The sequence below is a fragment of the Methylibium petroleiphilum PM1 genome (assembly GCF_000015725.1).
Classification (GTDB): domain Bacteria; phylum Pseudomonadota; class Gammaproteobacteria; order Burkholderiales; family Burkholderiaceae_C; genus Methylibium; species Methylibium petroleiphilum.
Genome location: NC_008825.1, coordinates 153,635 through 179,149, shown reverse-complemented (window position 1 = coordinate 179,149; position 25,515 = coordinate 153,635). Strand labels below are relative to the sequence as shown.

The window sequence follows — 25,515 nt, the reverse complement described above, 5'->3', positions numbered from 1 at the left end:
AGGGCCCGGGTGCAATGCCCGGCATGACACGCTTCTCTCTCTTCTCTCCTTCCTACACGGCCGGGTTGCTTTGCCTGGCATTCGCCCTGGCCGGGTGCGCCAGCCGCCCGGGAGCCCCCGGCACCCCCGGCTCCGGCAGCTCGGGCTTCGGCGGCCTGTTCGGCTCCGGCCTGTCACCGGCGCTGGAGGCCCAGCGCCTGCGCCTCAGGGACGCGCTCAAGGGCACGCCGGTCGTCGTCGACAGCACCGGCGACCACCGCCTGCGTGTCGAGGTGCCGACCAAGCATGCCTTCGACCCGCAGCGCACCGCCGTCAAGCCGGCACTGGCCGCAGTGCTCGACCAGTTCGCGACCGGCTTCAAGCCGCACGCGGCGACCACTGAACTGCAGATCGGCGCCCCGGCCGACGACAAGGTCTCGGGCCGGATCGTCCAGGACCGCGCCGCCAGCGTGCGCGACTACCTCGTGGGCCGCGGCGTGCCGATCTCGCGCATCGTGGGCCTGGGCCGGGCCGAAGGCGCCGGACTGGAACTGCTGGTCAGCGACCGCCCGGCCGGCAAGTGATGCAGCCGATGTGCGCGAAGGCCCGGCGGCCGCGCGCCGTCAGGCCGTCTGCAGATCGCCGTCGGCCTCTTCGCTCAACTCGCTGATCCAGCGCTCCTGCCGTGCGCGCGGCCGGTAGGCGCTGACGCGCCGGGCGATCTCGGCGATGTGATCCGGGGTGGTGCCGCAGCAACCGCCGGCGATGTTCAGGAAGCCGGCCCGCGCGAACTCCTCGACCAGGCCGCCGGTGATCGCCGGGGTCTCGTCGAAGCCGGTGTCGCTCATCGGATTGGGCAGGCCGGCGTTCGGGTAGCAGGAGATGAAGGTGTCGGGCGCGGCCTTGCACAGCTCCTCGATGTAGGGCCGCATCAGCGTCGCGCCGAGTGCGCAGTTCAGCCCCACGGCCACCGGATGCGCGTGGCGCACCGAATGCCAGAAGGCGCTGACGGTCTGGCCGCTGAGGATGCGGCCCGACGCATCGGTGACGGTGCCGGAGATGATGACCGGCAGGCGTTCGCCGGTGTTCTCGAACAGCTCGTCGATCGCGAAGATCGCCGCCTTGGCGTTCAGCGTGTCGAAGATGGTCTCGACCAGGAAGAGGTCGGCGCCGCCCTCGAGCAGCCCCTCGCCCTGCTCGTAGTACGCGGCCCGCAGCTCGTCGAAGCTGACGTTGCGCGCCGCCGGGTCGTTGACATCGGGGCTGATGCTCGCGGTGCGCGGCGTCGGGCCGAAGGCGCCGGCCACGAAGCGCGGCTTGTCCGGCGTGCTGAACTTGTCGCAGGCGGCGCGCGCGAGCCGGGCCGCCACCACGTTCATCTCGCGTGCCAGCGGCGCCAGGCCGTAGTCTTCCTGGGCGATCGTGGTCGCGCCGAAGGTGTTGGTCTCGATCAGGTCGGCGCCGGCCGCGAGGTAGCCCTCGTGGATCTCGGTGATGACATCGGGCCGCGTGAACTGCAGCAGCTCGTTGTTGCCCTTCAGGTCCTTGCCGTGGTCCTTGAAGCGCTCGCCGCGGTAGTCGGCCTCGCCGAGCTTGTAGCGCTGGATCATCGTGCCCATCGCGCCGTCGAGGATCAGGATGCGCTGCTTCAGCAGCTCGGGCAACTGGGCGGCACGGGTATAGGGCAGGGCACTCATGCCCCGATTGTAAGAAGGCCGACCGATGCCCCTACTGACGAAGCTAGCGCACGAAGCCGATGCTGCGGCGCTCGCGCACGCCCGGCTTCACGCGGTGCTCGGCCTCCAGCTGCGAAAGGAAGCCGTCGGGCTCGAACACGTCGCCCAGCAGCTCGACCTGCCGCTGCACCGCCGCGAAGTCCCCCGGCGTCAGCACGTCCAGCGCGGCCAACCGGGCGCGCTGCTCCGCGGTCAGCGCGGCGGCATCGCCGCCCAGCGCCTCGGCGACGAACATGCGCTCGCGCTGCGGCGCTTCCAGCGGCTTGAAGCGGATCTTGAACGAGAAGCGCCGCAGCGCCGCCTCGTCGAGCTCGTCGAACAGGTTGGTGGTGCACACGAACACGCCGCCGAAGCGCTCCATGCCCTGCAGCATCTCGTTGACCTCGGTCACCTCGTAGTTGCGCTCGGCACGCTGGCGGCTGCGCAGGTAGCTGTCGGCCTCGTCGAGCAGCAGCACCGCGCCCTCGCGCTGCGCCTCGTCGAACATGCGCGCGAGGTTCTGTTCGGTCTCGCCGACGTACTTGCTCACCAGGTCCGAGGCGCGCTTCGCCACGAGCGGACGCTGCAGCGCGTGGGCGATGTGCTCGGCCAGCGCCGTCTTGCCGGTGCCCGGCGGGCCGTAGAGGCACAGCGTGCCGCAGCCGCGGCGCTGGAGGGCCTCGACGATGCGCGGCAGCTCGAAGCGCGAGTCGACGTTGAGCAGCCCCAGGTCGTAGCGTGTGACCGCCGGTCGCGCCGCGGTGTCGCGCCCGCGCAGGCCCAGTGCCTTGTCGGCATTGCCGAGCTGCCGCTCGATCAGCACCTGCGCCGGCACCGGATCGCTCGCCGCGTCCGCGTCGCCACCGGCCAGCCGCGCGAAGCGCACGGCGGTGCGGATCTGCGCCGGCGTCAGCCCGGCCCGGCCGGCGAGCCGGGCCACGAATTCCGGCGCGGCCTGCACGCCCTCGAGCGCACGCTGCACGATCGCCTCGCGCGCGCCCGGCGGCGGCGAGTTCAGCTCCAGGTGGTACTGGAAGCGGCGGCGGAACGCCGGGTCGATCTGCTCGATGCGGTTGGTGACCCACACCACCGGCACCGGGTTGGTCTCGAGGATCTGGTTGACCCAGGCCTTGCCGCCCACCGAGCTCGAGGTACCGCTGTCGCTCTGCTCCAGCCGCGCCATCAGCTGCGCGGCGTCGTTCGACAGCGGCGGGAACACGTCTTCCACCTCGTCGAACAGCAACGCGACGTTCGGGCTGCCCTTCAGGAACACCTGGCTCATCTGCAGCGAGCGGTAGCGGTCGCGGCCCGACAGCGAGTTGCCGTCGCGGTCGGCCGACTCCACCTCGTACAGCTCGAGCGCGGCGGCCTGCGCCGCCACCTTGGCGAGCTCGGTCTTGCCGGTGCCGGGCGGCCCGTAGAGCAGCACGTTGACGCCGGGTTCATGGCGCGCGACCGCGTTCCTCAGCAGCGCCACCAGCATCTGCGCGTCGGCCGCGACGAACTCGAAGTCGGACAGCGTCAGCTCGGTCGGCGTGGCCGGCTTGGTGAACACCGCCATCAGGTCGCTCGGACCCTGGTACTCGCGCATCAGCACCGGCGGCAGTTGCTCGCTGACCTTCATCAGGTCGGCCAGGTCGGTGATGTTGTGCTCGGAGATCAGGTTCTCGACCATGCCGATGCGCTCGAGCCGCGAGCCGGTGCGCAAGGCTTCGGCCAGCTCGCGCTCGTCGACCTCCGCCACCTGCGCGATCGCCGCGTAGGCCTCCTGCGCACTCGACACCTTGAACTCGACGAGCAAACCGCGCAGGTCGCGCTGGTAGCGCGCCAGCGTGCCGTACAGCAGCAGCGCGCGCTCGGCCGGGTTGAGCTGCAGCAGACCGGCCAGCGCATCGATGTTCTTCTGCACCAGCGTCGATTCCTTCTTGACGCTGCGCTGCAACCACTCGGCGGTGGCGCCCAGCACGGCCAGCAGGTCCTTGGGCGCGTCCTTCACGTACTCGTCGATGTAGAAGAACAGCGTGCCTTCCTCGTAGGGCCCGCGCCACGCGCCGTGGCGGGCGATGAAGGCGAGGTCGCTCAGCGCCGCGTGGCCCTGCCAGGCTTCGTGCGCCTTGACGCGCTGGCCGAGGTAATCGCGCAGCCGGCGCAGCACGCTGGGCGGCCACACCAGGTGACGGCCGGTCAGCGACAGCAGCGCGCTCCAGTCGCGCCGCAGGTTGAAGCGCCCGAGGTGACGCAACGCCAGCGTGAGGACGAACTGCGAGCACAGCCGGTCGAGCACGGGCGCATCCGCCAGGCCGGGCGACAGCACGTAACGGGCGTCAGCAGCACTCCTTGCCATGGCCCCTTCTCCACAACCAAGACTCCGTGCGGGCCATCTTGGCCCAGGGCGCCCGTGCGAGCAAGCCCCGCGACGGGAGTCAGGGCGAATGCGAAGCCTTTACACCGCCAGGCCCGTGTCGGCTCAGCGCTCAGCGTTCGAACACCATCCTCAGGAAGCTGCGCGCCGTCACCAGGTTGGCGGGCGTGTGTGTCTCCTCGAGCACGCCGCTCATGCGCTGCAGGCGACGCGGGCTGCGCCGGGCGCTCCACACCAGCAGGTCGACGAGCCAGGGGCGCTCGTTGACGCTGCTGGCTTTCTCGTAGATCGCGAAGCGCGGCTTCAGCGCCGCCAGGTCGGCCTCGTAGCGGGCGCGCACGGCATCGTCACCGAGCGACAGCCGCTGGCCTTCGATCACCGCTTCGGCCGCAAGGACGCCGGTCTCGAGCGCCTTGCCGATGCCTTCGCCGGTGAGGGCATAGGTGCTGCCGGCCGCCTCGCCGGCCACCAGCAGGCCCGGACGTGAGCGGCGCGCGCCCTCGAGCGAACAGCGCAGCGGCGCCCCCTTCAGTTCGCCGAGCAGCGTGCCGCCTTCCATCAGCTCACGTGCCGGCGCGTGCACCTCGGTGAAGGCCGCGAAGACCTCGCGCAGGTTCACGTCCAGCATGCGGTGGCGGCCGAGGGCATCGCGTCGATGGCTCTGCGCGACGCCGACGCCGATGTTGAACACGCCGTCGCGGCACGGAAAGATCCAGCCGTAGCCGGGCTTGAGCCGGCGATGCCACGCCACCTCGAGCTCGGTGATGCGACCGACCATGGCGTCGTTCTTGACGTAGCCGCGCAACGCCACGCCGCTGGGTGTGCGGCGGTCGCACACTCCTGCGGCGAGGCTGGCCTGCGGCACCGCGCCGCTGGCGAGCAGCACCCAGCGGGCGCGGATCTCGCGCGGCGCACGGGCCTCGTCGTGCCCCTGCAGGCGGGCACCGACCACCCGTCCGGCGTCCTCAAGCGGTTCGATGAAGCGCAGCGGCGCATGCATGCGCGCGCCGGCCTCCGCCGCGGCACGGCACAGCACCAGGTCGAGCTGGCGGCGCGGCAGCACGGCCAGCGTGCCCGGCACGTCGATGCGCCCGCCGCGCGGCGCGATGCAGCGCAGATGCTTCACCGGCTGCGCGAGCGCCATCACCTCGTCGAGCACGCCCAGCTTCGCCATCGCACGGTGCGCGTCGGGAATCAGGCCGTCGCCACAGACCTTGTCGCGCGGAAAGGCCTGCTGGTCGATCAGCACCACATCGACGCCAGCGCGCGCCAGCGTGCGGGCCGCCGCGCTGCCGGCCGGGCCGGCACCGACCACCAGCACCTCGCAAGCGGGGGGCAGGTCGGCGAGCGGGCGGTTCAGCGGAGCAGGGTGCATGCGTCGTCAGGCGAGCAGGGCCGAGGCACGGCCGGCATTCTAGAAAGCCCGCGCCTCACCAGACGGAGACGCGCTGCGCCTCGGGCAGGTAGAGCGCATCGCCCGGCTGCACGCCGAAGGTGGCGTAGAAGCCGGGATGGTTGCGCACCGTGCCGTTGGCGCGGAACTCGCCGGGCGCATGCGGGCCGGCCTTGATCTGCTCGATCAGCGCCGCCTCGCGCTGCTTGCCGCGCCACACCTGAGCGAAGCCGTAGAAGAAGCGCTGCGCGCCCTCCAGCCCGTCGATCACCGGGGCCGGCCGGCCACCGAGCGAGCGCTGGTAGGCCTGGAAGGCGATCGCCAGGCCGGCGTTGTCGGCAATGTTCTCGCCCAGCGACAGCGCGCCGTCGATCGGATAGCCCGGCAGCGGCTCGTAGGCACCGTACTGCGCCACCAGCACGCTGGTCTTGGCGGCGAAGCGGGCGCGGTCCTCGGCAGTCCACCAGTCGCGCAGATTGCCGTCGGCGTCGTATTGGCTGCCCATGTCGTCGAAGCCGTGGCTGATCTCGTGGCCGATGACGGCACCGATCGCGCCGTAGTTCACCGCGTCGTCGGCGTCCGCGTCGAAGAACGGCGGCTGCAGGATGGACGCCGGGAACACGATCTCGTTCATCGACGGGTTGTAGTAGGCGTTCACGGTCTGCGGCGTCATGCCCCACTCGTCGCGGTCGATCGGCTGGCCCAGCCGAGCGAGCTGGCGCGCATGCTCGAACGCACGCACGCGCCGCACGTTGCCGACCACGTCGTCGCGGCGGATCTCCAGCGCGCGGTAGTCGCGCCAGCGCACCGGGTAGCCGATCTTGGTCACGAGCCGGGCCAGCTTGGCCTGCGCCTGGGCGCGCGTGGCCGGCCCCATCCAGTCCAGCGTGTCGAGGTTCCGTCGGTAGGCCGCGAGCAGTTGCGCGACCAGCGCCTCCATGCGCGCCTTGTGGGCCGGCGGGAAGTGTCGGGCCACGTAGAGCTGGCCCAGGCCCTCGCCAAGGCAGCCCTCGACCAGCGCGACACCGCGTTTCCAGCGCGGCAGGTTCTCCGGCGTGCCGCGCAGCACGGTGCCGGTGAAGGCGAAACGGGCGTCGACGATCGCGCGGCCCAGGAAGGGCGCGTAGGCATACAGCACACGCAGCGTCGCGTAGGCCTTCCAGGCGTCGAGCGGCGCGTCGGCGAGCCGCGCCGACAGCGCAGCCAGGTAACTCGGCTGGCCGACCACCAGCCCTTCGGCGCGACCGGCCAGGCCGGTGCGCGCGGCGAAGCCGTCCCAGTCGATCGCCGGGGCCAGCGCGCGCAGCGTGGCGAAGTCGCAGCGGTTGTAGGTCTTCACCGGGTCACGGTTCTCGACGCGCGACCACTGCGCCTGGGCCAGCTCGGTCTCGAGCGCCAACACGGCCTGCGCCGCCGCCTCGGCCGCGGCCGCAGGCTCGCCGGCCAGCACCAGCATCGCGGCCATGTGCGCCCGGTACTGCGCGCGCACCTCGCCGAAACGCGCGTTGTCCTCCAGCAGGTAGTAGTCGCGGTCGGGCAGGCCCAGGCCGCCTTGCGACAGGAAGGGCACGTAGCGCGTCGAATCGCGATCGTCCTGGCCGATATGCAGGGCCAGCGGCACCCCCAGGCCGGCGCTGACGGCGTCGGCAAGCCATGCACCGAACTGCGCGCGATCGTTGATCGCGGCAACAGCCGCCAGTTCGTCCTGCAGCGGCGCGAGGCCACGCGCCTCGATCGCGGCCTCGTCCATGAAGCTGGCGTACAGATCGCCGATCTGCCGCGCCTCGCCGTCCTGGCCCTCGGCGGACGCCTCGTCGATCAGGGCCAGCAACTGGTCCTGGATGCGGTCGTGGATCTGCATGAAGGCGCCGGTGGACGCGCGGTCGGCGGGAATGGCGGTGTGCTTCAGCCACCCGCCGTTGACATGGCGGAACAGGTCGTCCTGCGCGCGCACCGAGCGGTCGAAGCAGCTCTGCTCGATGCCCGACGCCGCAGCGCCACGGCCCGGTTCGGCCTGGCCCGCCGCCGACTCGGGGCCGAACAGCGCACGATGCAGCCCGCAGGCGTGAACAGGACGGAAGGGCGGGTCGTGCGGGCTCAAGAAGGCGTCTCCAGGCGGTCAGGGCGGCGCCTGCTGCTACAGGCGCACCGAGCGGCCGACGAACAGGATCGGCCCGGTCGGCCGGCCGATCGGCGAGCCGGTCTCGGGCTCCAGCGTGAGCTCGAACAACTGCCTCGCCTCCAGCGTCGGCAGCGTCGCGACCGGCAGTTCGGTGACCTGCCCGGCCCGCACCAGCCCGAGCGAGGTGGGCCCGGCAGCGCCTTCGGCCTTGGTCCAGAACTGCAGCGCCTTGCCCGGCGGCACGGCCTCGGTCGTGCCGACCGGCACCAGCCGCAACTGCCCGCCAGCGGTGGCCTCGACGACCCAGCCGGTGGTGTTGCTGCCCGGGGCCTGCAGCACCGCCAGGTAGCGAGGCGCGTCGGCCGGCGCCGGCGCGCGCAGCACCAGCAGCGTGGCCAGCACCAGTGAGGCGGCGATCGCCAGGCCGCTGGTCCATTGCCAGCGCCGCAGGCGGCGCCAGGCCGGGTCGTTGGCAGCCGGCAGGGCCGCAGCACGCGTCGGAATCTCCGCCGCCGTGGCCGGACCGGAGCGCAAGCGGGCTTCGATGGCCGGCCACAGGCCGGCCGACGGCTCGGCCGGCGCGACGCGGCCCGCGAGACCGAGAAGGCGGTCCTGCCACGCGTAGACCTCGGCCTGGAGCGCCGCGTCCTCCCCCAGCGCACGCTGGAACTCGGCACGCTCGGACGCGCCCAGCGTGCCCAGCACGTACTCGCCGGCGGTGGCGCTGCGCTCGTGCGGATCGTCGAGGCTCACGACAGGCACTCCTTCAGCGACAGCAGACCGCGACGGATCCACGATTTGACGGTGCCGACCGGCGTGGCGGTCTGCTGCGCGATCTGCTCGTGGGTGTAGCCCTCGACGAAGGCGTAGACGATGCAGTCGCGCTTGCGCTCGTCCAGCGTCTCCATGCAACGCGACAGCGAGGCCGCGTCGGCATGCGGCAGCTCATGCACTGCGTTCGACGCGGCATGCTGGTCGGCCAGCGCTTCGAGTTCGTCGCCCACCGGCGTCTCGCGGCGCACGCGGCGCACCTCGTCGAGCGCGCGATGGCGCACCACGGTGTAGATCCAGCCGCGCGCCGACCCGAGCGCGCGCTGGTAGCTCGACGCCCGCTGCCAGACCTGCAGGAAGGCGTCCTGCAGCACGTCGTGCGCCATGTCACGGTCCCGCACGATGCGCAATGCCACGCCGAGCAGCCAGCGCGCCTCGCGCTCGTAGAGCGCCCGCAGCGCGAAGCGTTCGCCACGGGCGCAGGCTTCGAGCGCCGACTCGTAGTCGAAAGGATCGGCCGTGCGGCGGGGGGGACTGCTGGACATGGGCGGATTCTGTCAGCACATGCCGAGGCTGCGTACCAGCAGGGCGAGGCGTGGGTGGGCATGGTGGGATTCAGGGGAACGCGGCAGGCGCGGCGCGATGCACCGGCCGATGGTTCCGGTACTACGGAGCCGAGAGTCCTGCGGATGCAGCCGCCGGGATGCACCGTGACGAAATCCGATGTGCGGCGGGCTCTTGCGTCGCATTGCATGCTCGTACCGCGCGCTGCAGACCAGGCCGCCGGGTGAGCGGCTACGTTCGTGTCCCCCGCGGCCGGCCCCACGGGCGGACCGCGGGGGACACGAGCGCAACACAGCGGCCCGGCGCGGCGCTCGCATGCAATGCCGCATCACACCGTCGCGACTGCAGTGGCACTGGCCTCGCGTTGCCGCCGCTCCTCGTCGCTGCCGAGTTCGGCGCTGCGGGTGAAGCGCAGGTGGGTGATGTCGGGTGGGTAGAACATGCCCCAGAACCACTCGAAGAAGATGCGCAGCCGTCGACCGAAGGACGGCATCTGCGACAGGTAGTAGGCGCGCCACACCAGCCAGGCCGGCCAGCCGGTGAGCGGCAGGCCGGCGACCTCGGCCACGCCCTTCAGGTGACCGATCGAGGCCATCATGCCGCGCGAGCGGTAGCGGAAGGCCGTGGTCGGTGCCCCGGTCACCACCGCGCCGAGGTTGCGCGCGAGGTGCTGCGCCTCGCGTACCGCGAACTGCGCCGTCGGCGGTGCGGTGCTGCCGTCCAGCGCGTTGGGCACGCAGGCGCAGTCGCCCACCGCCCACAGCCCGGGATAGCCCGGTACCGACAGGTCACCGGCCACCACCACGCGGCCCCCGCTGAGGGGCAGGCCCAGCCTGGCAAGCAGCGGGTTGGCTGCGGTGCCGATGGTGCCGATCACGGTGCGCCCCTCGATGAATTCCCCGTCGCCCAGTTGCACGCCGTCGGCCGTGATGCAGGTCGCCCGGGCCATCAGCCGCACGTCCACACCGCGCTCGCGCAGCGAGTTCAGCGCGGCGACGCCGAGCCGGGGCGACAGCTCGGGCAGCAGCCGGTCCAGCCCCTGCAGCACCGTGACGCGCAACTCGTCGGCCGCCACGCGCGGGTAGTAGCGGCGGATGCTCGCGAGGCAGTCGACCAGTTCGCCGGCCACCTCGACACCCGAGAAGCCGCCCCCGACGACGACGAAGTGCCCGAGCGCGCGGCGCGCCGATGCGTCGTCCTCCAGCTCGATGCAGGCCAGCCGGCGCAGCACCGTGTTGCGGATGTGCATCGCGTCGCCCACGGTCTTGAGCGGCAGCGCGTGCTCGGCCATGCCGGGCAGCAGGTCGAGCCGGGCCCGGTTGCCGACCGCGAACACGAGGTGGTCGTAGGCGAGTTCGCGCTCGCCGGCCAGCGTGCGGCAGACCAGGCGTCCCGCGGTCAGATCGACCTGCGTCACCGACCCCATGATGAAGCGGCAGGCGCCGCCCTGGCGCGTCATCTCGCGCACCGGCACGACCACCTGCTCCGGGAAGACCGACGCCCCCACCGCTTCCGGCAGCATCGGATTGAAGGTGGTGTAGCTCTCGTCGGAGAGCAGCGTCGTTTCCACGCCGGGCGGCAGCCGGCGGTGCAACGAACGCACGAGTTGGGTGCCGGCAAAGCCGGCACCGACGATGAGGATGCGCGTGCAGGGTTCGTCGGGCATGGTCGACTCGGTGTCAACCCGCACTCATGCACGAACCGTGCGCACCGCGGCGCGCCGCGTCGCGGTGCACGGCGGGGACGGGCTGCCCCGCAGCCCGTCCTTCACGGCCTCGATCAGATCTCTTCGTACAGCGGCAGCGTCAGGAACTCGGCGAACGCATCCTGGGTGCTCATCTGCTCGAAGATCTCGGCCGCGCGGTCGACCGTCTGGCCTTCGTAGCCGGCGTCCTTGATGCCCTTGAGCTCCTCGGCCACCATCTTGCGCACCATGTCGGCGGTGACCTTGCGGCCGTCGGCGAGCACGCCCTTGGGACTGCGGATCCACTGCCACACCTGCGAGCGCGAGATCTCGGCGGTGGCGGCGTCCTCCATCAGGTTGTAGATCGGCACGCAGCCGTTGCCGGCCAGCCAGGACGCCAGGTAATAGATGCCGACGTTGATGTTCATGCGCAGCCCGGCCTCGGTGATCGGGGCCTCGGGCGCGAACTCCAGCAGTTGCGCGGCGGTGATGTGGGTGTAGGGCTTCTGGCGCTCGATCTGGTTCGGGCGATCGCCCAGCACGTCGACGAACTCCTTCATCGCCGACTCGACCAGGCCCGGGTGCGCGACCCAGCCACCGTCGTAGCCGTCGTTCGCGTCGCGGCGCTTGTCCTTGATGATCCCGGCCATCGCGATGGCGTTCTTCTCGGGGTCGTTCTTGATCGGGATCAGCGCGCTCATGCCGCCGATCGCGGGCGCGCCGCGCTTGTGGCAGGTCTTGAGCAGCAGCAGCGCGTAGGCGCGCATGAAGGGCGCCGTCATCGTGACCTTGGCGCGGTCGGCCAGGCAGAAGTCGCGGTCGTTCTTGAACTTCTTGATGCACGAGAAGATGTAGTCCCAGCGGCCGGCATTCAGCCCGGCGCTGTGCTCGCGCAGCTCGTACAGGATCTCGTCCATCTCGAACGCGGCGAGGATGGTCTCGATCAGCACCGTCGCCTTGATCGTGCCCTGCGGCAGGCCGATCTCCTTCTGCGCGGCGATGAAGATGTCGTTCCACAGCCGCGCCTCGAGGTGCGACTCCATCTTCGGCAGGTAGAAGAACGGGCCGGCGCCGCGCTCGATCTGCTCCTTGGCGTTGTGGAACAGGAATAGCGCGAAGTCGAAGATGCCGCCGGAGACGCGCTGGCCGTCGACCAGCACGTGCTTCTCGTCGAGGTGCCAGCCGCGCGGGCGCACCTGCAGCGTCGCGATCTTGTCGTTGAGCTTGTAGGTCTTGCCCGCCTGGCCCAGCGTCAGCGTGCGGCGGATCGCCTTGTACAGGTTGATCTGCCCCTGGATCTGGTTCGCCCAGACCGGCGAGTTGCTGTCCTCGAAGTCGGTCATGTACGAATCAGCGCCCGAATTGAAGGCGTTGATGACCATCTTGGCCTCGACCGGCCCGGTGATCTCGACGCGACGGCACTCCAGCGCCTTCGGGATCGGCGCGATCTTCCAGTCGCCTTCGCGGATCGCCTTCGTCTCCGGCAGGAAATCGGGGCGCTCGCCGGCATCGAGCCGCTTCACGCGTGCCACGCGCGCGGCCAGCAGTTCCTGGCGGCGGGGCTCGAAGGTGCGGTGCAGCTTGGCCACGAGCTCGAGCGCCGCCGGCGTGAGGATGGTCTCGAAGCCCGGCAGGATCGCCGCGTTGATCTGCAGGCCGGCGGGCAGTTGGAGGGTCGTCATGGTCAGCTCCTAGGGACAGGGAGTTTCAGGTCTTGGGAAAGAAGTCGAGCACGTCGCGCAGGCTGCTGCCGGTGCGCGTCGGCTCGGTGTCGAGGGCCTCGAGCGGCAGCTTGAAGCGGTTCACCCACAGCGTGCAGTAACCGTACCAAGTCGCGCCGATCGCGTCCCAGCCGTTGCTGGAAACGAACAGGATCTGCCGGGCCGGAATGCCCAGCGCCTGCGGGCCCAGCGCATAGGCGGCCGGGTCGGTCTTGAAGCGCTGCACGCTCTCGACGCTGAGCACGTGGTCGAGCAGGCCCTGGCCCTTGTCGTCCACGTAGCCGGCGCTGCGCACCGCGATGCCCAGCATCTCGGGGTCGCCGTTGCTGAGGATGCCGGTGGTCACGCCGCGCGCCTTCAGCGCCGTCAGCACCGCCTTGTTCTCGGGAAAGGCACCGAGGTGGCGGTACTGGTTGAGCAACTGGGTCTCGCGCTCCGGCGTCAGGTCGAGCTGCAGCCGCGCGCAGGCGTAGCGCAGCCCCGCGCGCGTGAGCTCCCAGAACGGCCGGTAGCGCTGGCTCATCGACACCAGGCGCGTGTACTCGATCTGCTTGTCACGCCACAGCACCGCCAGCGCCTCGCCCTGGCCGGGAAACAGCTGCTCGGCCAGCGTACCGACGCTGTAGACGTCGAACAGCGTGCCGTACGCGTCGAACAGCACGGCTTGGACGGAGAGGGACGGCTTGGGTGACTTCATCGAGAGGCCACTTTATTACGAACCTGAGTGCGCATTTAGCGACCGATTTGCGCTTGATCTTTTACTGAAGCATCAGTAATCTGCCCCGAATCCGCCCCATTTGCCCGCCATGGATCGCCTCAAGCAGATCGAATCCTTCGCCGCCGTCGCCACCAAGGGCAGCCTGACCGCCGCCGCTGGCGCCGAGGGCGTGGCTCCGGCCGTGATCGGCCGCCGCATCGATGCACTGGAAGAGCGCCTGGGGGTGAAGCTCCTGGTGCGCACCACCCGGCGCATCACGCTGACGCACGAAGGCAGCGCCTTCCTCGAGGACGCCCAGCGCCTGCTGACCGATCTGGCCAATGCCGAGGCCAGCGTCAGCGCCGGCGGCGTGAAGGCCAGTGGCCACCTGCGCCTCACCGCACCAGCCGGCTTCGGCCGGCGCCACGTGGCGCCGCTGGTGCCGCGCTTCGCCGAGGCGCACCGCGACGTGTCGGTGTCGCTGAACCTCAGCGACCGGGTGGTCGACATCGTCAACGAGGGCTACGACTGCGCGGTGCGGGTCGGCGACCTGCCCGACTCCAGCCTGGTCAGCCTGCGGCTGGCCGACAACCGCCGCCTGTGCGTGGCGGCCCCGGCCTACCTGCAGCGCGCCGGCACGCCGCAGCATCCCGGCGAACTGGGCCGCCACCAGTGCCTCACGCTGAGTTCGAACGCCAGCCAGGCGCGCGGCTGGGCGTTCAGCGTCGACGGCGAACTGACGCACCTGCGGCCGAGCGGCCGCTACGACTGCTCCGACGGCCAGGTGCTGCACGACTGGTGCCTCGCCGGCCACGGCATCGCCTGGCGCAGCACCTGGGAGGTGGAGCAGGAGGTGGCCAGCGGCGCGCTGGTCACGCTGCTCGACGACTTCGCGGCGCCGCCGAACGGCATCTACGCGGTGTTCCCGCAGCGCAAGCACCTGCCGCTGCGCGTGCGGCTGTGGATCGATTTCCTGAAGCACACCTACGGCGATTCGACCTACTGGTCGCCCGCGATGCCCTGAATCGCACCGGGGGCGATCTTCCCGGCCCGCCGCGGGCAATCTGCTCTGCGGCGACCGGCCCCTGGCTCCTAAGGTGACGTCGCCCGGCATCGCGCCGGGCCGGCCTGCCGCAGCGCGGCGCCGCGACGATCCCTACAGGAGACTGCCTCATGACACTCCCGCTCCCGGCGGCACGACGTTCCCTCCTCGCCCTCGCGCTGTGGGCCGCCGGCATCGCCGCGGCCGTGGCCGCGACGGCCACGGCCGCACCGCCCCCACCGTCCGCGGTCGACCACGGCGCCTTCGAGACGGCGGTGCGACAGGCCGTCGCACCCCAGGCCGGGCAGGCGATCGTGGGGCTCAAGGTGCTGCACCTGAGCGGCGATGTCGGGCCCTGGCTGGACACCGGCCTCGCGCTGCTGCCCGGCGACCGCGTCACGCTGTTGAAGAGCGGGCGGGTGTGGTGGTCACGCGCCTACGCGCTGTCGCTCGACGCCCCGATGGCCGTCTGGAGCCGCATCGGTGACCAGGGCCCGATCTTCCGCGGTGAGCGCGCGACCGACACCGTGACCGCCGACCGTGCCGGCACGCTGCAGCTCAAGCTCTATCCGGGACTGCGCTGGCTCGACGAGACCGGCCGCTACGCGGGCGAACCGGCCGCCGCCAACCCGGATGCCGGCGGCGGCGTCAGCGTCGCGCTGCTGCAATGGCGCGCCGGCGTGCACATCGGGTCCGAACTGCAGCGGCTCGCCGCGCTGCCCACGGTGGTGGGGCCCCTGGCCGCGGCCGAAGTCCAGCGCCTGGGCGGCGGCACCACACCGCCACCGGACGACTGGCACTACCTGTGGGAACTCGGCCCGGCCGAGATCTTCACCGAGGTCGAACACCCCACCGGCCCCGGCCACCCGCCCCGCGCGATCCGGCTGCACACCCGCGACGATGTCGGCATCCTGCAGAAGGACACCCCCTTCGACCTGACGCCCGACACCGTGCTGCGCTGGCGCTGGAAGGCGGAGCGACTGCCGGCCCGGGCGCCCGAGAACCAGGTGCCGACGCACGATTACATGAGCATCGCGGTGGAGTTCGACGACGGCCGCGACCTCACCTTCCTGTGGAGCCACAGCCTGCCGGTGGGCGAGATCTTCGCCTGCCCGCTGCCGGCCTGGAAGGACCGCGAGACCCACGTGGTCACGCGCTCAGGCACCGCCGATCTGGGCCGCTGGGTCGAGGAATCGGTCAACCTGCACGCGCTCTATCGCCGGGCGATCGGCGACCGGGTCCCGGCGCGCGTGACGCGCGTGTGGCTGATCGGCGTGAGCCTGTTCGGCCACGGCGAAGGCCTCAGCGAGTTCGGGCAGATCGTGCTGCAGGACGGCGCACGTCGGCTCGAGGTGTACTGAGCCGGGGCGGTGGCCGTCGCGCAGCGGCGGCTACTTGCTGAGGCACTCCTTCATGAAGGCCTTGCGCTCGTCACCCTTCATCTCGCCGGCGTCCTTGTTGCAGCTCTTCATCTTGTCCTGCTGGGTGGCGGGCTTGGCGGACAGGCACTTCTTCATGAAGGCCTTGCGCTCGTCGCCCTTCATCTCGCCGGCGTCCTTGTTGCAGGTGGACATCTTGGTCTGCTGCGCGGTCGGCGCGGACGCCGCCGCATCGGCGGCATGGGCGGGCAGCACGAAGGCGGCCGCACACAGGGCCGCAGCGTTGATCAGCTTCTTCATCGGATCTCCTTCGCTTGGGGTCGGGGCATGCGGCGGGCACCGCCGCAGCCATTGAAGCATGGCCCCCGTGCACACCACAAGCGCCTGAACGGCGGCGCGCGACCGGCGTTGACGCCGATGGCTGGCTGTCAGGCTGGGCGCGTGGTCAGGCGATCCGTCGCGGATGCGCCAGCGCCTCGTGGGCCACGTGCAGGCGGCGCACCAGCACGCGGATGAAGGCCTCGTCGAACAGGTGGCGGCAGCCGGGACTGAGCCGCGCCATCGAGTCCGGCGTGAAGGAGATCATCGTGGCCGGCGCGACCACCGTCACGTCGGTGCTGTGGCGGCGCAGCTCGGGGTTGGGCGCCAGGTAGGCCATCTCGCCGACCGAGGTGCCCGCGCCGAGGTGCGCCACGCGCTGGCTGTCGCGGTACACGTCGACCGCCCCCTCCGCGATGATGTGGAAGGTGTTGCCCTCCTCGCCACGGCGGTAGATCAGGTGGCCCAGCGGATAGCGCTGCCAGGCGCAGCGGTGCACCACCTCCCACAGCTCGACGTCGCCGAACTGGCTGAAGAACTCGAGCGCGCGCAGCAGCGTGAAGCGCTCCGAGTCGAGCACGCCCTGGACCTGGCCGCGCGGCACCTGGCGGTTGGCCACCAGCGCCGACAGCGCCTGGGCGAACTCGTCCCAGTCCGCGTAGCGGTCGTCGGCGCGCTTGGCGAGCGCACGCTGGATCACTGCGTCGAGCGCCGGCTCGACCCCGCCGCGCAGGCCGCACAGCGAGGCGGGCTGGGCGCTGTAGATCTGCGCCATCAGCACCGACTGCGCGCTCGCGTCGAACGGCGGGCGGCCGGCGATCAGGTGGTAGAGCACCGCACCGAGCGAGTAGACATCGGCACGGGCGTCGAGCGTGCCGCCATCGAGCTGCTCGGGCGACATGTAGGCCAGCGAGCCGACCCGGAACACCTGGGTCGTGTCGGCCTGCAGGTTGAGCACGCTGCCGAAATCGCTGACCTTCACGTCGACGATGTCGCCGTTCGCATTCGTGCTGGCCAGCAGGTTGGCCGGCTTCACGTCGCGGTGGATCAGGCCCTGGCGCGACACATAGCCCAGCGCCATCGCGCACTTGAAGCCGATTTCCACCACCTGGTCCAGCGGCAGCAGCTGGTCGGCGCGACAGAACGGCCGCAGCGTGGTGCCCGCCACGTGCTCCATGACCACGTAGGGCTCGGTCGGGTCGGGCACCGCGTCGAAGATCTGCACGACATTGGGGTGCTGCAACCGCCCGACCAGCGCCGCCTCGGCCGCGAAGAAGCGCGCGTGCAGCGCGCCATCGCTCACGTCGGCCAGCGCACTGGCGCGCACGCGCTTGACGGCGACATCGCGCTCGTTGAAGTCGTCCCGGCACAGGAAGACCTCGCTGGTCGCGCCCTCGCCGAGTTTGCGCAGCACACGGTATTTGCCGATGCGTTCGGGCAGGACGTCGGAGGAAGCGGGGGATGGACTCATGGCGGAGGCAAGTGTGGCCGCATCATTCCACCGCCCTGATGTCAGGGACGGGGATGCCACGCTCGCCGGCCCGCCCGCCGTGAAGGACTGCCCATCGATCGCGTGCCGACCCCGCCCCTAGAATCCGGCGATGATCCGTGCCCAGCAAGAGCTCCTGGTGGCCCTCGGCGATGCCCTCGCCGAACTGGCGCCCGAGCAGCCCCCGATTGCCGCCTTCGAGAGTCCGAAACAGGCCGCCCACGGCGACCTCGCCATCACCTCGGCGATGCAGCTCGCCAAGCCGCTCAAGCGCAATCCGCGCGAGCTGGCCCAGGCCCTGATCGACGCACTGCAGCGCCGTGAAGCGGTGCAGCGCTGGGTCGCGGCGCTCGAGATCGCCGGCCCCGGCTTCATCAACCTGCGGCTCAAGGACACCACCAAGCAGCAGATCGTCGCCGAGGTGCTGGCGAGCGGCACCGATTTCGGCCGCCAGCCGGCCACGAGCGAGCGGGCGCTGGTCGAGTTCGTCTCCGCCAACCCTACCGGCCCGCTGCACGTGGGCCATGGCCGCCAGGCGGCGCTCGGCGATGCGATCTGCAAACTGTTCGAGACGCAGGGCTGGCAGGTCACGCGCGAGTTCTATTACAACGACGCCGGCGTGCAGATCGGCACGCTCGCCGCGTCGACCCAGGCCCGCCTCCAGGGCCTGAAGCCGGGTGACGCGGGCTGGCCGGAGAGCGCCTACAACGGCGACTACATCGCCGACATCGCCGCCGACTTCCTGGCCCGCAAGACCGTCAAGGCCGACGACCGCGAGTTCACCGCTTCCGGCGACCCCGCCGACCTGGACGGCATCCGCCAGTTCGCCGTGGCCTACCTGCGCCACGAGCAGGATCTCGACCTGCAGGCCTTCGGCGTCCGGTTCGACCACTACTTCCTCGAATCCAGCCTCTACGCCACCGGCCGCGTCGAGGCCACGGTGGGCAAGCTGGTCGCGGCCGGCAAGACCTTCGAGGACGGCGGCGCACTGTGGCTGCGCACCACGGACTATGGCGACGACAAGGATCGCGTCATGAAGAAGTCCGACGGCAGCTACACCTACTTCGTGCCCGACGTGGCCTACCACGTCAACAAGTGGGAACGCGGCTACCACAAGGTCATCAACATCCAGGGCAGCGACCACCACGGCACCATCGCGCGGGTGCGCGCCGGGCTGCAGGCCGCCGACGTGGGCATTCCCGCGGGCTACCCCGACTACGTGCTGCACAAGATGGTCACCGTGATGCGCGGCGGCGAGGAGGTCAAGATCTCCAAGCGCGCCGGCAGCTACGTGACGCTGCGGGACCTGATCGACTGGACCGGCAAGGACGCGGTGCGCTTCTTCCTGATCAGCCGCAAGGCCGACACCGAGTTCGTGTTCGACGTCGACCTGGCGCTGAAGAAGAACGACGAGAACCCGGTCTACTACGTGCAGTACGCGCATGCGCGCATCTGCTCGGTCATCGTGCAGTGGCGCGAGCAGCAGGCCGGCGACCCGGCCACGCTGGCCCAGGCCGATCTCGCGCGGCTGGTGGCCCCCACCGAGGCCGCACTGATGCTCAAGCTGGCCGCCTACCCGGTGATGCTGAGCGGCGCCGCCGAGAGCCTGGCGCCGCACGACGTGGCGTTCTACCTGCGCGACCTGGCGGGCGCCTTCCACAGCTATTACGCGGCCGAGCGCTTTCTCACCGACGACCCGGCGCTGAGCCGCGCGCGGCTGGCGCTGCTCGCCGCCACCGCGCAGGTGCTGCGCAACGGCCTGGCGGTGCTCGGCGTCAGCGCCCCCGACAGGATGTGACCGGAGCTGCCATGCCCTTCTTCCCCTTCTCTCGTCGCTCGTCGCAGCACGGTGGCTTCATCGTCGGCCTGATCGCCGGCCTGCTGATCGGCCTGGCGCTGGCGCTGGGCGTTGCGCTGTACGTTACCAAGGTGCCGATCCCGTTCATCAACAAGGTCCCGCAGCGCACCGCGGAGCAGGACGCGGCCGAGGCCGAACGCAACCGCAACTGGGATCCCAACACGCCGCTGCATGGCAAGAAGCCGGCGCCAGCCGCCTCCGGCGCCGGTGTCCCGGTGGCGCCCGCGGCCTCGGGTCCGGCCACCGGCACGGCACGGCCGGCGCCCGACGGCCGTGACCCGGCCGCGATCCTCGGCGGCGGCCCGGCCCGGCCCGGCCCGGACCTGTCCACCACCGGCGCGTCCGAGGCGTTTGTCTATTTCGTGCAGGTCGGCGCCTACGCGCGCACCGAGGAAGCCGAGGCCCAGCGCGCCAAGCTGGCGATCCAGGGCTTCGAGTCCAAGATCACCGAGCGCGAGCAATCGGGCCGGACGATGTACCGTGTGCGCGTCGGCCCGTTCGTGCAGCGCGCCGAGGCCGAGAAGGTGAAGGAAACGCTGGACGGCGCCGGCATGGTGTCGGCGCTGGTGCGGGTGCAGAAATGAACTTCGCGGCGTGGGGACGACTCCACCGCTGCGTCTGTCTGAACGCTGAAAGGATGCTCATGAACCGTCGTGACTTCACGACCCTGTCGCTGGCCACCACCTGCGTCGGACTGCTGCCGGCCTTCGGCCACGCCCAGGGCGGTCCGGTCGAGGGCAAGGACTACGTGAAGCTGTCGCAGCGCCAGCCGACGCAGGACCCGAAGAAGCTCGAGGTCGTGGAGTTCTTCTGGTACGGCTGCCCGCACTGCCACGCCTTCGAGCCGATGCTCGAAACCTGGGTCAAGAAGCTGCCGCCGGACATCACCTTCCGGCGCCTGCCGGTCGCCTTCCGCGAGGTGCCGTTCGTGCTGCACCAGAAGCTGTACTTCGCGATCGAGGCCCTGGGGCTGGTCGACACCCTGCACCGCAAGGTCTTCACCGCGATGCACGTCGAACGCAATCCGCTGAACACGCCCGAGGCGATCGGCGACTTCGTGGCGAAGAATGGCGTCGACAAGGCCAAGTTCCTCGACGTGATGAACTCGTTCTCGGTGCAGACCAAGGCCCGCCAGGCCGCCGCGCTGTCGGCCGGCTACAAGATCGACGGCACGCCGGCGATCGGCATCAACGGGTCCTACTACACCTCGGGTTCGCTGGCCGGCAGCAACGACCGCGCGCTGGCGATCACCGACCACCTGATCGCGCAGATCCGCAAGGGCGGCTGACCCTCGTTTGGCGTCGACGCGACAGCGGCCGCCGGAGCGGCGGCCGGCCGTGGCAAGCGGTCGAACTCACCCTAGAATCGGCAGCAAGATTCATGCCGATTCCCTCCATGTCCGCTCCGACCCCCTATCCTGCATCGCGGTGCACCTTGCTGGCGCAGCCTGTTTGCCGGGCCGTCCTGGCGGTGCTGGGGCTGGCCCTGCTGCCGGCCTTCGCCGCCGAAAAGGCTGACCGCACCCAGCCGCTGGCCTTCACTGCCGACTCGGCCCGGGTCGACGAGGTCAAGCAATTGAACATCCTGTCGGGCAACGTCGAGATCACCAAGGGCAGCATCGTCATCCGCGCCGACCGCGTGGAGGTGCGCCAGAGTCCCGAGGGCTACCAGTCCGCGGTGGCGACCGGCTGGCCGAACAAGCGTGCCTACTTCCGCCAGAAGCGCGGCAGCAACGACGAGTACATCGAGGGCGAGGCCGAGCGCCTCGAGTACGACGGCCGCGGCGACACCGTGCGGCTCGTGAACCAGGCCGTGCTGCGGCGCTTCCGCGGCAGCACGCTGGCCGACGAAGTGGCCGGCAACACCATCTCCTACGACAACGTGACCGAGGTCTTCCAGGTGCTCGGCGGCCCGGCCTCCGCGGCCGCGCCAGGCCGGGTGCGCGGCGTGCTGACGCCGCGCGAGAACCCGGCTTCTGCGCCCAACTCCGGGGCGGGGACGCGGCCATGAACACGGCGATGGCGAGCCGCCTGGAGGCTCGCGGACTGCAGAAGAGCTACGGCGCCCGCAAGGTCGTCAAGGACGTGCACCTGGCCGTTGCGGCCGGCGAGGTGGTGGGCCTGCTGGGCCCGAACGGCGCCGGCAAGACCACCAGCTTCTACATGATCGTGGGCCTGGTGCGCGCCGACGCCGGCGAGATCCGCATCGACGGCGCGCCGATCGAGCGCCTGCCGATCCACCAGCGCTCGCGCCTCGGGCTGTCCTACCTGCCGCAGGAAGCCTCGATCTTCCGCAAGCTCACCGTCGAGGAGAACATCCGCGCGGTGCTGGAGCTGCAGTTCGACGAGCGCGGCAAGGCCTACACCAAGGCACGCATCGACGAGCTGCTCGACGGCCTGCTGCACGACCTGTCGATCGACAAGCTGCGCGACAGCCCGGCACCGGCACTGTCGGGCGGCGAGCGGCGGCGCGTCGAGATCGCCCGCGCGCTGGCCACGCAGCCGCGCTTCATCCTGCTCGACGAGCCGTTCGCCGGCGTCGATCCGATCGCGGTGATCGAGATCCAGCGAATCATCGGCTTCCTCAAGAGCCGCGGTATCGGCGTGCTGATCACCGACCACAACGTGCGCGAGACCCTGGGCATCTGCCACCGCGCCTACATCATCAGCGAAGGACGCGTGCTGGCCGAAGGCACCCCCGAGCAGATCGTCGAGAACGCCGACGTCCGCAAGGTCTACCTCGGCGAGCACTTCAGGATGTGATGAAGCCTTCCCTGCAGGTCCGTTTTTCGCAGCATCTGGCGCTCACGCCGCAGCTTCAGCAGTCGATCCGGCTGCTGCAGCTTTCCACGCTCGAGCTTCACCAGGAAGTCGAGCAGATGCTGGAGCAGAACCCCTTCCTCGAAGTGGAGGAAGATGCGCCGACCCCGTTCGACGCGCCGGTGGAGCGCGCCACGGCCACGGAGCGCCAGGCCGATGACGCCTGGGAGGGCTCGGGGTCCGAGGTGGCCGCCGACCCCGAGCCGGTCGCGGTGGATGCGGCCGAGTTCGGCACCACCGAGCGCGAGGACTGGGAGAACGGCACCGAGCGCGAGGACTTCGACGGCATCCGCGAGACGCCCGGCAAGGCCGGCAACAACGACAGCGACGAGTTCGACCCCATGGAGCGCAGCAGCGCCGGGGTGAGCCTGCAGGACCACCTGCGCGACCAGTTGCGCGGCATGCGCCTGAGCGACGAGGACCGCGGCGCGGTGATGGTGCTGATCGAATCGCTCGACGAGGACGGCTACCTGGCCGACCCCCTGGAAGAGATCGCCCAGCGCCTGGCCGGCGACGAGGACGACATCGCGGTCGAGGAGCTGCTCGACCGCCTGCGCTGCGCGCTGAAGTGGCTGCACAACCTGGAGCCGCTGGGCGTCGGTGCGCGCGACCTGTCGGAGTGCCTGACGCTGCAGCTGCGGGCCGGACCGCGCTGCGAGGCGCAGATGATCGCGATCCTGATCTGCAAGTACCACCTCGAGTTGCTGGCGCGGCGCGACGGCAAGAAGCTGATGGCGGCCACCGGCGCCGACGAGGAGCTGCTGAAGGCCGCGCAGGCGCTGATCGTGCGCTGCGAGCCCAAGCCCGGCCGGCCCTTCACCAAGGCCGAGGCCAACATCATCGTGCCCGATGTCATCGTGCAGAAGGCCGGCCGCGGCTGGCGCGTGGTGCTCAACCCCGACGTGATGCCCAAGCTGCGCATCAACGACCTCTACGCCCAGGCCATCAAGCAGCAGCGGGGCGCGCGCACCGAATCGGGCGCGGGCCTGAGCTCGCGGCTGCAGGAGGCGCGCTGGTTCATGAAGAACATCCTGCAGCGCTTCGACACCATCCAGCGCGTGTCGCAGGCCATCGTCGAGCGGCAGAAGGCCTTCTTCAGCCACGGCGCGATCGCGATGAAGCCACTGGTGCTGCGCGAGATCGCCGACGAGCTGGGTCTGCACGAGTCGACCATCTCGCGCGTGACCACCGCCAAGTACATGTCCACGCCCTACGGCACCTTCGAGCTGAAGTATTTCTTCGGCTCCTCGCTCAACACCGAGGCCGGTGGCAATGCGTCGAGCACCGCGGTGCGTGCGCTGATCAAGCAGCTGGTCAGTGCCGAGGATGCCAAGAAGCCGCTGTCGGACAGCCAGCTCAGCAGCATGCTGGAAGAGCAGGGCATCCAGGTGGCGCGCCGCACGGTGGCGAAGTACCGCGAGGCGCTGAAGATCGCGCCGGCCAACCTGCGGCGCACGATGATGTAACGACGAGGTCTCGGGCCCGAACCGGCAACAAGACCCGGCGCCCCGCCCGGTGTCGACCGAGGCGCGAGCGCAACCCTCGAACCCCTCTGCACGCATGAACGTCGCCCTTCCGCCCGACGCCCCGTCGTCCTCCTTGTTCCTCCCCTGCGCGGCCGGCGTCGAGGCGCTGCTCGCCGACGAGGTGGCCCGGCTGCTGCCGGGCGCGGCGGCGCAGACGCAGCGCGGCGGCGTGATGGTGCGCGGCGGCCCGCGCGAGGCGATGGCACTCAACCTGGGCAGCCGGCTCGCCCAGCGCGTGCTGTGGCAGGTGGCCGATGCGCCCTACCGCAGCGAGGACGACCTGTACGCGTTGGCCCGCAGCCCGCGCTGGCCCGACTGGATCACGCCGACGCAGACCCTGAAGGTGGACGTGACCGCGCAGCGCGCGCCGCTCAAGAGCCTGAACTTCGCCGCGCTGCGCATCAAGGACGGTGTCTGCGACGCGATGCGCGACGCGCTCGGCGCGCGCCCGAGCGTCGACACCCGCCGCCCCGACCTGCCGCTGCTGCTGCACCTAGCGCCCGAGCACGCCACGCTGTATGTCGACACCTCGGGCGAGGCGCTGTTCAAGCGCGGCTGGCGCGAGGACCAGGGCGAGGCGCCACTGAAGGAGACGCTGGCTGCCGCGATGCTGGCCGCCGCCGGCTGGCAGGGCCGCGAGGCCGACGGCCCGCTGCTCGACCCGGTGTGCGGCTCCGGCACGATCGCGATCGAGGCGGCGCAGATCGCCTGCGGCATTGCCCCCGGCTCGCTGCGGCGCTTCGCGTTCGAGCGCCTCGGGCCGTTCCGCGACGCCGGCACCCAGCGTGCCTGGCGCGAGCTGCGCGAGGCCGCGCGGGCGGCCGTGCATGCCAGCGCGGTGCCCATCTTCGCCGGCGACGTGGCCTTCCGCATGACCGATTTCGCGGCGCGCAACGCGGCACGCGCCGGCGTCGCTGCCGCGATCGAGCTGAAGACGGTCGACGCGCTGCAGCGCGCCGCCCCCGCCGAACGCGGCACGCTGATGCTCAACCCGCCCTATGGCGAGCGCATCGACCCCAAGGGCTCACGCGGCGACGGGGCCGGACGGCGCCTCGGCCCACGAGTTCTTCACCCGCCTCGCCACCCACTGGAAGCGCGCCTACCCGGGCTGGACCGCCTGGGTGCTCAGCCCCGACATGAAGCTGCCGCAGGCGATGCGCCTGAAGGAGAGCCGGCGCGTGCCGATGTGGAACGGCCCGATCGAGTGCCGGCTGTTCCGCTTCGATCTGGTGGCCGGTTCGATGCGCGAACCGGGCTGAGGGCGCGCCGGCTGCCCTCAGCGCGGCACTTCGATCTCGACCGGCGCCGACGTGGCCATCACCTGCTGGTCGGCGTTCTGCAGCAGTTCGACCCTGAACTTGTAGGTGCCCGGCGGCGGCGCGAGCCAGACCTCGGTCAGGCCCTTGACGAGGTCGATGCGCTCGGTGGGCGCACCGGCCCGCTCGGCGACCAGCCGGAAGTGGCCCACGCCCTTGTCCTGGATGTCCACGTGGCCCACGTTCAGGCCCGAGGCGTGCAGTCGCACCCGGAACGGCGTGCGCAGCGGCTCGCCGCTGCGCGGCTCGAGGATCGCGACGCCGGGCTGGATCAGCGTCTTCGGGTCGACGTCGTCGTTCTTCTTCGTCACCGTGATCTTCATCGGCTTGCTGTAGACGAAGTAGGGGATGTGCTTGTGGTCCGCCAGCAGCAGCCGCAGCGTGTAGGTGCCGGGCACGAAGGTCAGCACCGTCTCCATCTGGCCCTTGCCGAAGTGGATGTACTGGTCGTTGAAGGGCAGCGGCTGGGTGAAGTCGAGCGGCAGGTCGCGGTTGACCAGCAGGTGGTGGTGACCGGCGCCGTCGACCGGCTTGACGATCGGCGCCAGCCCGTAGCGCGACAGGCCGAACTTCAGCACGAAGGGCGTCTCGATGCTGTCGCCGTCGCGCAGGTTGGTGAAGTAGGTCTCGGGCTGCTGGGTGCGCAGCGGCGAGCTGAGCCACGGGTGGTCGGCCGCGAGGGCCGGTGCGGCGAGCAGGGCGGCCGCGAACCAGGCGAAGCAAGAGCGCATCGTGGAGGTCATTCGGTCGGAGGTCGTGA

21 protein-coding genes and 1 pseudogene are annotated in these 25,515 nt (G+C 70.7%); 10 read left to right on the top strand and 12 right to left on the bottom strand.

The annotated features are described in order from the left end of the window. Positions 1-23: 23 nt before the first annotated feature. Positions 24-563 (top strand): OmpA family protein, encoded by a 540-nt coding sequence (locus MPE_RS22600; RefSeq protein ID WP_148210865.1) that lies wholly within the window; start codon positions 24-26, stop codon positions 561-563. A 39-nt stretch (positions 564-602) separates the two neighbouring features. On the opposite strand, the gene MPE_RS00820 is transcribed toward MPE_RS22600, so the two are convergent. The 9 genes from MPE_RS00820 to MPE_RS00780 all read right to left on the bottom strand — a co-directional run bounded on the left by MPE_RS00820 (position 603) and on the right by MPE_RS00780 (position 13,008). Beyond that, a complete protein-coding gene (locus MPE_RS00820) occupies positions 603-1,676 on the bottom strand; it encodes a homocysteine S-methyltransferase family protein (protein WP_011827767.1) in 1,074 nt (357 codons plus the stop codon). Positions 1,677-1,719: 43 nt separating this feature from the next. Further along, positions 1,720-4,038, bottom strand: coding sequence for an AAA family ATPase (locus MPE_RS00815; protein ID WP_011827766.1), 2,319 nt, complete (start codon positions 4,036-4,038; stop codon positions 1,720-1,722). A 130-nt stretch (positions 4,039-4,168) separates the two neighbouring features. Next, on the bottom strand, positions 4,169-5,431 hold the full coding sequence (locus MPE_RS00810; protein WP_011827765.1) for an NAD(P)/FAD-dependent oxidoreductase: 1,263 nt from the start codon (positions 5,429-5,431) through the stop codon (positions 4,169-4,171). 55 nt (positions 5,432-5,486) lie between these two features. Further along, entirely contained in the window at positions 5,487-7,550 is a 2,064-nt protein-coding gene (locus MPE_RS00805; RefSeq protein ID WP_011827764.1) for a M13 family metallopeptidase, read from the bottom strand. Between the two features lie 36 nt (positions 7,551-7,586). Continuing rightward, positions 7,587-8,324 carry an anti-sigma factor gene (locus MPE_RS00800; protein WP_011827763.1) on the bottom strand — a complete coding sequence of 246 codons (738 nt, stop codon included), beginning with the start codon at positions 8,322-8,324 and terminating at the stop codon, positions 7,587-7,589. Next, positions 8,321-8,887, bottom strand: coding sequence for a sigma-70 family RNA polymerase sigma factor (locus MPE_RS00795; protein WP_011827762.1), 567 nt, complete (start codon positions 8,885-8,887; stop codon positions 8,321-8,323). Before MPE_RS00795 ends, MPE_RS00800 begins: the two co-directional genes overlap by 4 nt. Positions 8,888-9,234: 347 nt before the next feature. Then, a complete protein-coding gene (locus MPE_RS00790) occupies positions 9,235-10,572 on the bottom strand; it encodes an NAD(P)/FAD-dependent oxidoreductase (RefSeq protein ID WP_011827761.1) in 1,338 nt (445 codons plus the stop codon). 113 nt (positions 10,573-10,685) lie between these two features. Beyond that, the gene (aceB, locus tag MPE_RS00785; RefSeq protein WP_011827760.1) at positions 10,686-12,272 is read right to left on the bottom strand and encodes a malate synthase A; all 1,587 of its coding nucleotides are present in this window, start codon (positions 12,270-12,272) and stop codon (positions 10,686-10,688) included. A 25-nt stretch (positions 12,273-12,297) separates the two neighbouring features. Further along, entirely contained in the window at positions 12,298-13,008 is a 711-nt protein-coding gene (locus MPE_RS00780) for a haloacid dehalogenase type II (RefSeq protein ID WP_011827759.1), read from the bottom strand. Positions 13,009-13,117: 109 nt separating this feature from the next. Here MPE_RS00780 and MPE_RS00775 point away from each other — a divergent pair, with 109 nt between their 5' ends. Together MPE_RS00775 and MPE_RS00770 are read left to right on the top strand one after the other, a co-directional pair. Next, positions 13,118-14,032 (top strand): LysR family transcriptional regulator, encoded by a 915-nt coding sequence (locus tag MPE_RS00775; protein ID WP_011827758.1) that lies wholly within the window; start codon positions 13,118-13,120, stop codon positions 14,030-14,032. Between the two features lie 149 nt (positions 14,033-14,181). After that, a complete protein-coding gene (locus tag MPE_RS00770) occupies positions 14,182-15,411 on the top strand; it encodes a DUF3047 domain-containing protein (protein WP_011827757.1) in 1,230 nt (409 codons plus the stop codon). Positions 15,412-15,441: 30 nt separating this feature from the next. On the opposite strand, the gene MPE_RS00765 is transcribed toward MPE_RS00770, so the two are convergent. Next, a complete protein-coding gene (locus tag MPE_RS00765; RefSeq protein ID WP_011827756.1) occupies positions 15,442-15,729 on the bottom strand; it encodes a PsiF family protein in 288 nt (95 codons plus the stop codon). A gap of 145 nt (positions 15,730-15,874) precedes the next feature. Further along, positions 15,875-17,218 carry a serine/threonine-protein kinase gene (locus tag MPE_RS00760; protein WP_011827755.1) on the bottom strand — a complete coding sequence of 448 codons (1,344 nt, stop codon included), beginning with the start codon at positions 17,216-17,218 and terminating at the stop codon, positions 15,875-15,877. 130 nt (positions 17,219-17,348) lie between these two features. On the opposite strand from MPE_RS00760, the gene argS reads away from it, so the two are divergent. From argS to MPE_RS00725, 7 genes and pseudogenes are all read left to right on the top strand, one after another. Then, entirely contained in the window at positions 17,349-19,034 is a 1,686-nt protein-coding gene (gene argS / locus MPE_RS00755; protein WP_011827754.1) for an arginine--tRNA ligase, read from the top strand. A gap of 11 nt (positions 19,035-19,045) precedes the next feature. Beyond that, positions 19,046-19,678, top strand: coding sequence for an SPOR domain-containing protein (locus tag MPE_RS00750; RefSeq protein ID WP_011827753.1), 633 nt, complete (start codon positions 19,046-19,048; stop codon positions 19,676-19,678). A 59-nt stretch (positions 19,679-19,737) separates the two neighbouring features. Next, positions 19,738-20,382, top strand: coding sequence for a thiol:disulfide interchange protein DsbA/DsbL (locus tag MPE_RS00745; protein WP_011827752.1), 645 nt, complete (start codon positions 19,738-19,740; stop codon positions 20,380-20,382). A gap of 107 nt (positions 20,383-20,489) precedes the next feature. Continuing rightward, entirely contained in the window at positions 20,490-21,104 is a 615-nt protein-coding gene (lptA, locus tag MPE_RS00740) for a lipopolysaccharide transport periplasmic protein LptA (protein WP_148210864.1), read from the top strand. Continuing rightward, a complete protein-coding gene (gene lptB, locus MPE_RS00735; RefSeq protein ID WP_011827750.1) occupies positions 21,101-21,856 on the top strand; it encodes an LPS export ABC transporter ATP-binding protein in 756 nt (251 codons plus the stop codon). Before lptA ends, lptB begins: the two co-directional genes overlap by 4 nt. Beyond that, positions 21,856-23,379 (top strand): RNA polymerase factor sigma-54, encoded by a 1,524-nt coding sequence (locus tag MPE_RS00730; RefSeq protein ID WP_011827749.1) that lies wholly within the window; start codon positions 21,856-21,858, stop codon positions 23,377-23,379. Before lptB ends, MPE_RS00730 begins: the two co-directional genes overlap by 1 nt. A gap of 94 nt (positions 23,380-23,473) precedes the next feature. Next, positions 23,474-24,698: pseudogene (locus tag MPE_RS00725) on the top strand (THUMP domain-containing class I SAM-dependent RNA methyltransferase). Positions 24,699-24,715: 17 nt separating this feature from the next. On the opposite strand, the gene MPE_RS00720 reads toward MPE_RS00725, so the two are convergent. Continuing rightward, positions 24,716-25,486: a DUF4399 domain-containing protein gene (locus tag MPE_RS00720; protein ID WP_051495971.1), complete on the bottom strand. Its 771-nt coding sequence runs from the start codon at positions 25,484-25,486 to the stop codon at positions 24,716-24,718. Between the last annotated feature and the right edge of the window lie 29 nt (positions 25,487-25,515).